Source organism: Aeromonas molluscorum 848 (assembly GCF_000388115.1).
GTDB classification, from domain to species: Bacteria; Pseudomonadota; Gammaproteobacteria; order Enterobacterales; family Aeromonadaceae; genus Aeromonas; species Aeromonas molluscorum.
Map to the genome: position 1 here is coordinate 1 of NZ_AQGQ01000194.1, position 6,914 is coordinate 6,914.

A 6,914-nucleotide genomic window follows, 5' to 3' on the forward strand; every position below is an offset into this window, starting at 1 on the left:
AACCCTGGTCCGATCAGAAAGACTACGGTCGCCATCCAGCTGGTGGAGAGCCCAGTGACCCAGCAGCAGCTGATGTGGGCGGGCCGAGCGCCGCCTCGGTGCTGCTCAATGTGCCATCCCCCCATCAAGTATTTGCAGGAGAAGCTGCCCAACAAAGCCAAGCTCGGCCTCTACTTCAACCCCTTTGGCAAGGTGGCCGAGCTGATTGACGATTGCATCGCCTGCGGCTGCGACAAGCTCATGGAACGTCACGGCGGCCTGGCCTGGGACGAGGCGGGTTTTGACGCGCTCAAGGAGTATGTGCGCGCCGAGCTCAATGATGCGGTGGTCGAGGTAGCCAGCCAGGTGGAAGCGGTACTGACCCTGTCTCATGAGATCAAGAAGCGGCTCAAGGGCAAGATGCAACTCGATACCGCTTTTGCCATGTCGGATATCCAGCTTCAGCTGAGCAACCTCATTCACAAGGGGTTCGTGACCGAGACCGGCTGGCAGCGGCTGCCGGACTTGCTGCGCTACCTGCGCGCCATCGAGCGGCGTATGGAGAAGCTGGCCATCGATCCCAATCGGGACAGGGCTTACATGCTCAAGGTTTCGATCGTCGAGAACGATTACAAGGCGTTGCTGGCCAAGATCCCCAAGTCCCAGCCGGTCCCGCCCGAGGTGGCCAACATCCGCTGGATGATCGAAGAGCTGCGGGTATCGTTCTTTGCTCAGCAACTGGGCACCCCCTATCCGGTCTCGGATAAACGGGTGCAGAGTGCCATCGCTCAGTGCTAACCTGATGGCATGGCGGGGTTGACAGGGAAGGTCGCCTCGCTAGCCGTTTGATTAGTCGAGATAAAAAGGAGCAGGCATGCTTGGACTCTGGTTAGGGATGGCGTTGGTCAACATCAGTGGGTATCAACCCATTGCCGAGCAGACCTGGGTCAGCCTGAATCCTGAATACTATCCGCTGCGCCAGGCGCCGCCGCCCATTTTTGCCGCCTGGCATGGCAATCAATACCCCCCGTTGGCCAGCCGCCAATACAAGGGGCATTGGCAAGTATTGTTCCCGGCCAGGCTGGTGCCCCCTTTCGACTTGTTCGAGGGTCAGGCCCAGCTCTCCCGTGCCTACCTAGCCCGGTTGGAGCGCATCGATGAGATGGCGTATGGCATTGCCAGCGTGGAGCCGGCACAACCGACCAACCTCAATCAGGTGCAGGTGCTCGAACAAGCCACCAGCCATGTGCCAGTGCTGCCCGAGTTCAGTCTTCCCAATCAATACGGTCTTCTGCTGGCATCCCCCATGCTCGGCTATCGGATGCCCAGGCAGGGACATTCGGTCGCACCGGACCTGGTCGAGCCAGCTCTGGCCAAGGGAGAGGGGGTGGCTGACATCTGTCACAGGGTGGCACCAGGCGAAACCTTATGGCGCATCGCCAGCACTTTGGCCAAGGGGCAGGGCAAAGATACCTACAGCTATGTGCTGGCGCTCTATGAAGCCAATCGTCAGCAGTTGGGGGTGAAGCCAGTGGTCAAGAGCGGCGATGTCTTGCGCTGCCCGGCGCCGCAGCTGCTGGCCAGTTTCGAGGCGCTCACCCCCGCGGAGCGTCACCAGCAGTTCAATCGACTCGATGGCAGCCTGTAACCTTTCTTGTCACTGCCGTGATAGCCATGCTACTATCCGCGCTCGTTTTGCGAGGTGCTGATCGGTCGCAGTCAGCATCATAAAGTCATCTACATAGAGATAACCAATATGTCTTTCATATTCGAAGCTGAAGTCCGTTCTGACCTGGGGAAAGGTGCGAGCCGCCGCCTGCGTCATGCTGACCAAGTTCCTGCCATCATCTACGGTGCAGGCAAAGAAGCAGTATCCATCACTGTTGACCACAAAAAATTCATCATCGCTCAAGCCAAGCCGGAGTTCTACGAATCCGTGCTGACCCTGAAAGTGAACGGTGAAGAAGTCAACGTGAAAGTGAAGGCTATCCAGCGTCACCCAGTTAAAGCCAAACTGGTTCACATGGACTTCATCCGCGTCTAAGCTCTCGCTTAGTTCGTGATAAAAACACCTCCCTTGTGGAGGTGTTTTTTTATGGCTGTTTTTCACCGGAAACCCGATTGGCCGGGGCTATCTCGCAGTTTATCCATCAGGCTGCCGGCCGGGCTATCAGCCGGAGCACTCCTTCAATGAGTGCTCCGCACCTTGATCACCAGACGGGCTGGGTGAGATAGGGATTGCTGACGCGCTCGCGGCCAAAGGTCGAGCTGGGACCGTGACCTGGGATGAAGACGATGTCATCCCCCAGAGGCAGCAGGGTTTCGGTGATCGAGCGAATGAGAGTCGCGTGATCGCCACGGGGAAAATCGGTACGGCCTATGCCACCGGCAAAGAGCACGTCGCCAACCCAGGCGAGTCGCTCACTCTGGCTGAGCAATATCACATGACCCGGGGTATGGCCGGGGCAGAAATAGACCTCCAGCTCGCAGTTACCTAGCTGTACCTTGTCCCCCTCGACCAGCCAGCTATCCGGGCTGAAGGCGGGGGTGTGGGGGAAGCCGAACATCTGGCTCTGCTGGGGCAGAATGTCGAGCCAGAAGGCATCTTCCTGATGGGGGCCCGTGATGGCAATGCCAGTCTGTTCACGCAGCTCGGCAGCCGCGCCCACATGGTCGAGGTGACCATGGGTCAACAATATTTTGGTCAGTACCAGACCTTGGGCCTGAATGGCCGCCAGCAGGCGAGGGGCTTCTCCACCAGGGTCGATCAGCGCCGCCTGACGGGTCTCATCGCACCAGATCAGGGAGCAGTTCTGAGCGAAAGGGGTGACAGGGATCACCTCGTATTTCAGCATGTCAATTCCTCTCATAGGGGGCAAACAGGCCGCCACCCAATCCACTACTTCCCAGTGCGTTACCGGCGGGGTGGCGCTGTTCAATTTACGGGAGTCGGCACCGTCGACTAGGCCAGGTTTTGCGCGGCAAAGTAGTCAAGACAGGCTTGCTTGTCTCCACGAAACACGATGCGATCGCGCTTGTTACCAAGCTGATAGAGATACATGGGGTCGTAGTAACGGGTCAGCAACAGGGTGATCCAGGACAGGTGCGCCTGGGTACTGCCATTGAGAGCCTGCTCTGCCAGGGCTGACTGCATCAAAATATCCAGCTCGCGATGGCCCTGATCCCCCAGCCGACGTTTGAGTCTGGCGAGGGCACCGATCAGGTAGTCGGCAAACAGGGGCCAGCCCGCCTCTTGCCCATGCAGGTCGCGATAGCGCAGCCAGAGATCGTGCACATAATCTTCGCGGATCTGCTCGGCACGCTCGGCCTGGGGCACCTCCACGACGACGAGGGGAGCCTGGGTCATGGCATCGAACAGGGAGAGCGGCAGGCAGCAGCGGCCGATGAGGCGGCTCTCGTCCTCCAGCACGAAGCGCAGCTCGCCCAAGTGGCGGCGCTTGAGGATCTCGATGGCCAATCGATTCTCAAAATCGATATTGCTCGGCTGGCCTCCCGGCAATTGACCAAACGAAGAACCTCGGTGGTGGGCATGTCCTTCCAGATCGATGGCCTGGGCCACCTGGCCGAGCAGATGAGTCTTGCCAGACCCCGTCATGCCCGTCAGTACGCTCCAGTGGCACTCGGCGGCTGCCTTGTCCTGGGTATCGATGAGAAAGCGGCGCAGCTCCTTGTAGCCACCGGCCACCCGAGGGCGGGTGACCCCGGCCTCATGGAGCCACTGCTGCACGGTTTGCGAGCGCAAGCCGCCGCGAAAGCAGTAGAGCAGGGCATCGGGCTGGGCCGCTATCTGCGCCAGCCAGCCTTCGAGGCGTTCGGCGCGCACGGCGCCCCCCACCAGTTGGTGGCCGAGCTCAATGGCTGCCGCCTGGCCCTGTTGCTTGTAGCAGGTACCCACCTGGGCACGTTCTTCATCGGTCATCAGCGGCAGGCTGGTGGCGGTGGGGAAGGCGCCCTCCTTGAATTCGATGGGAGCCCGCAGATCGATGAGGGGCACATCTTCGAGGAAGATGCCGGCAAGATCCGTGGCGAGCGGCAAGTCACTCATTGGATGACCTCGATGAAACGGCTGCCCTCGAGGGGCAGGATCTCGCCGATGGGAGAGAGGGAGAGCCCCGCCTCGCGGGCAATGCTCAGCAGCTCGGCTTCGCTCTCTTTACCGACGGCCACCAGCAGACCGCCACTGGTCTGCGGATCGCACAGGATGTTGCGGGTGCGATCGTCCATGGCATCGAGCTTGTCACCATAGGAGTCGAAATTGCGCAGGGTGCCGCCGGGCACGCAGCCCTCGCCCAGGTAGTAATCCACCTCAGCGAGCAGCGGCAACGCCTTGAAGTTCAAGCTTGCGCGCAGCCCGGATCCTTCGCACATCTCCAGCAGGTGGCCCGCCAGTCCAAAGCCGGTCACGTCGGTCATGGCATGCACGCCGGGCAACTTGGCAAACTGCTGGCCAATCTTGTTGAGGGTGCACATGGCATCGGGGGCCAGCTGTTCATGCTCGGGCTTGAGCTTGCCCTTCTTCTGGGCCGTGGTGAGGATACCGATGCCAAGGGGCTTGGTGAGATAGAGCACATCACCCACCTTGGCGGTGTCGTTCTGCTTGATGGCATCCAGCGGCACTATGCCGGTCACCGCCAGGCCGAAAATGGGCTCGGGGGCATCGATGCTGTGACCGCCAGCCAGTGAAATGCCCGCCTCGTGGCACACCTGACGGCCGCCGTCGATCACCTGCTGGGCAATCTCGGGCGCCAGGGTATTGATGGGCCAGCCGAGGATGGCGATCGCGACGATGGGCTTGCCGCCCATGGCGTAGATGTCGCTGATGGCGTTGGTGGCGGCGATGCGGCCGAAGGTGAAGGGATCATCGACGATGGGCATGAAAAAATCGGTGGTGGAGACGATGCCCTGGCCGTTGCCGATATCGACCACGGCGGCGTCATCCTTGCTGCTGTTGCCGACGATCAGGGTCGGATCGTCAAAACCCGGGATCTGGCTCTTGAGAATGGTGTCGAGCACCTTGGGAGAGATTTTGCAGCCGCAGCCAGCGCCGTGGCTGTATTGGGTCAGACGAATGGAAGACATACTTTCCCCTTGTGTGTGCAAACTTGTGTGTACAAATAAGTGCAGCGGCTCTGTGGAGCCGTCAAATGTGCGCGTATGCGCGCGAAACTGGGGTGGCCTTGGCTGGCTTTGAGCGCAGCGATGTCAGGCAACCGTGCAAGGCAGCCTAGCAGGACGGGGGAGGAGGGGCGACAGATGCGCCGGCGCAGCCCCGTCAAGGGCCACAGGACGGGCCATTATGCCACAAGTGGCCTCTCTGGTTCGAACGGGAATTCACACAAAACGCAGGGAATTGGCGGGCTGAAAGAGAGGGCACGGTCTTCGCCATGACGCTGGCATGGCTCTCCCCTGAGTTGCCCCGAAGGCGAGCCATGCTGCCATCGGGGCCATCTTTGGTGGGGACTTAGCCGGCTTGCTCCATCACCGGCTGGCGAGCCTTGCCGAGTCGGCGCAGGCGCCGTTGCAGCGGCCGCTCCAGCAGGGTGTAGCTGAGGGACGAGAGACCGATCAGCACGGCGAGCATCAACAGGGTGGCCAGCACGCCCAGCAAGGGGTTGGTCTGGGCGTACCACCACTCGGTGAGCCCCGGTGCCAGATAGTGGGCAAGCTCGCAGCCGGTGAGCAGCACCAGGGCATGGAGCAGATAGATGGAGTAGGAGAGATCCCCCAGCCAGTTGGTGAAGCGGTTGTCCAGCAGGCGCAGCAGCGGGCTCTGGCGATCTCTCTGGGCAGCGGCAATCCAGATCAGCAACACGTAGGCGCCGATCAGCAGCAGGGTCAGCGGCGGCGTCATGGTGAACTGCATCAGCGCGAAGGGGAGGAGAAAGGCGAGCAGCAGCGGCAGATCCCGCTGCATCATGGGCCACTGGCGGGCGGCCTTGACTCTTGGCAGCAGCCAGAGGCCGAGCACGAATTCACTCACCCCGCGCCCCACCGCCAACGCCCCGCTGGTGACATCCAGAGTGCCACGGCTGTGCACGATGAACGCCAATACCGTCAGTGCCATCAGGGGGGCGAGATGGCTCCAGCGGCTGCGGGTGACGGCGAGCGGAATGAGCAGCGGAAACAGCAGATAGCTAATCCACTCCACGCTGAGCGACCAGGCGGCGAAGTTCCAGGTCAGCCCCTGATCGGTCACCACCTGCAGCAGCAGCAGGCTGCTTGGCAGCGCCTCGGCCGGGGTGAAGGGGGAGCCGAAAGGAGGTATCCCTTCCCACTCCCACATCTTGAACAGGGGGCCGGCGTAGAAGCCAATCCCATGGCGGGCCTTGTACAGCTCCCAGCCCACCAGCAGCAGCAGGGTCACCAGGTAGAGGGGATAAACCCGGGTCAGCCGCAGCCAGAGGAAGCGGCCATAACCTATGGTGCGGGGCGAGCGGGCAAAGGCCTCCCCGTAGACGTGGGCCAGCACCAGCCCGCTCAAAATAAAGAAGAGATCGACCCAGAGGTAGCCGTTCTCGATGAGTTGGGTGTGGGCTGCGATAGGCTCCATCCACTGGGGAAAGAGCAGCAAGCGGGCGTGGAACAGCACCACCATCAGGGCAGCGATGCCCCGCAGCGGCGTCAACAGCGGCAATGATTAATTCATGACGGGATCCTTGATGATGTTCAGCTTGGCCTGACATCGATTTTTGTTGTGGTGCCGCTCATCAACCCTGATGAGTCGGCTGCCCCGGCTTGGCGGCCACAGGCGGGATCACTCTACCTAAATGAGAGCCATATGGGTGTTATTCTCATCATGAATGTGCATTTATCATCCAAAAACCAGCACGGAATAAGCGCTGTATCGAAAGGTGAAGAGGGGATCTAGACTAGGGAAGTCATCCATCCGAGTGCGAGGAGCGTCCCGATGAAAC

7 protein-coding genes are annotated in these 6,914 nt (G+C 60.8%); 3 read left to right on the top strand and 4 right to left on the bottom strand.

What is annotated here, in order from left to right; genetic code table 11:
- The 3 genes from G113_RS17970 to rplY form a co-directional block, all read left to right on the top strand.
- Positions 1-777 (top strand): DUF3418 domain-containing protein (locus G113_RS17970; protein ID WP_005908197.1); only part of this gene is annotated, 777 nt, incomplete at its 5' end.
- 76 nt (positions 778-853) lie between these two features.
- A complete protein-coding gene (locus G113_RS17975; RefSeq protein ID WP_005908199.1) occupies positions 854-1,627 on the top strand; it encodes a type IV pilus assembly protein FimV in 774 nt (257 codons plus the stop codon).
- A gap of 108 nt (positions 1,628-1,735) precedes the next feature.
- Complete coding sequence (rplY, locus tag G113_RS17980) at positions 1,736-2,023, top strand: 50S ribosomal protein L25 (RefSeq protein ID WP_005908201.1); 288 nt, start codon at positions 1,736-1,738, stop codon at positions 2,021-2,023.
- Positions 2,024-2,189: 166 nt separating this feature from the next.
- On the opposite strand, the gene G113_RS17985 is transcribed toward rplY, so the two are convergent.
- The 4 genes from G113_RS17985 to G113_RS18000 all read right to left on the bottom strand — a co-directional run bounded on the left by G113_RS17985 (position 2,190) and on the right by G113_RS18000 (position 6,634).
- On the bottom strand, positions 2,190-2,834 hold the full coding sequence (locus G113_RS17985) for an MBL fold metallo-hydrolase (RefSeq protein WP_005908202.1): 645 nt from the start codon (positions 2,832-2,834) through the stop codon (positions 2,190-2,192).
- Between the two features lie 107 nt (positions 2,835-2,941).
- Positions 2,942-4,045: a tRNA 2-selenouridine(34) synthase MnmH gene (mnmH, locus tag G113_RS17990; RefSeq protein WP_005908203.1), complete on the bottom strand. Its 1,104-nt coding sequence runs from the start codon at positions 4,043-4,045 to the stop codon at positions 2,942-2,944.
- The gene (gene selD, locus G113_RS17995) at positions 4,042-5,079 is read right to left on the bottom strand and encodes a selenide, water dikinase SelD (protein WP_005908204.1); all 1,038 of its coding nucleotides are present in this window, start codon (positions 5,077-5,079) and stop codon (positions 4,042-4,044) included. Before selD ends, mnmH begins: the two co-directional genes overlap by 4 nt.
- Positions 5,080-5,461: 382 nt before the next feature.
- Positions 5,462-6,634, bottom strand: a complete 1,173-nt coding sequence (locus G113_RS18000; RefSeq protein ID WP_005908205.1) for an acyltransferase family protein — start codon at positions 6,632-6,634, stop codon at positions 5,462-5,464.
- Positions 6,635-6,914: the final 280 nt, after the last annotated feature.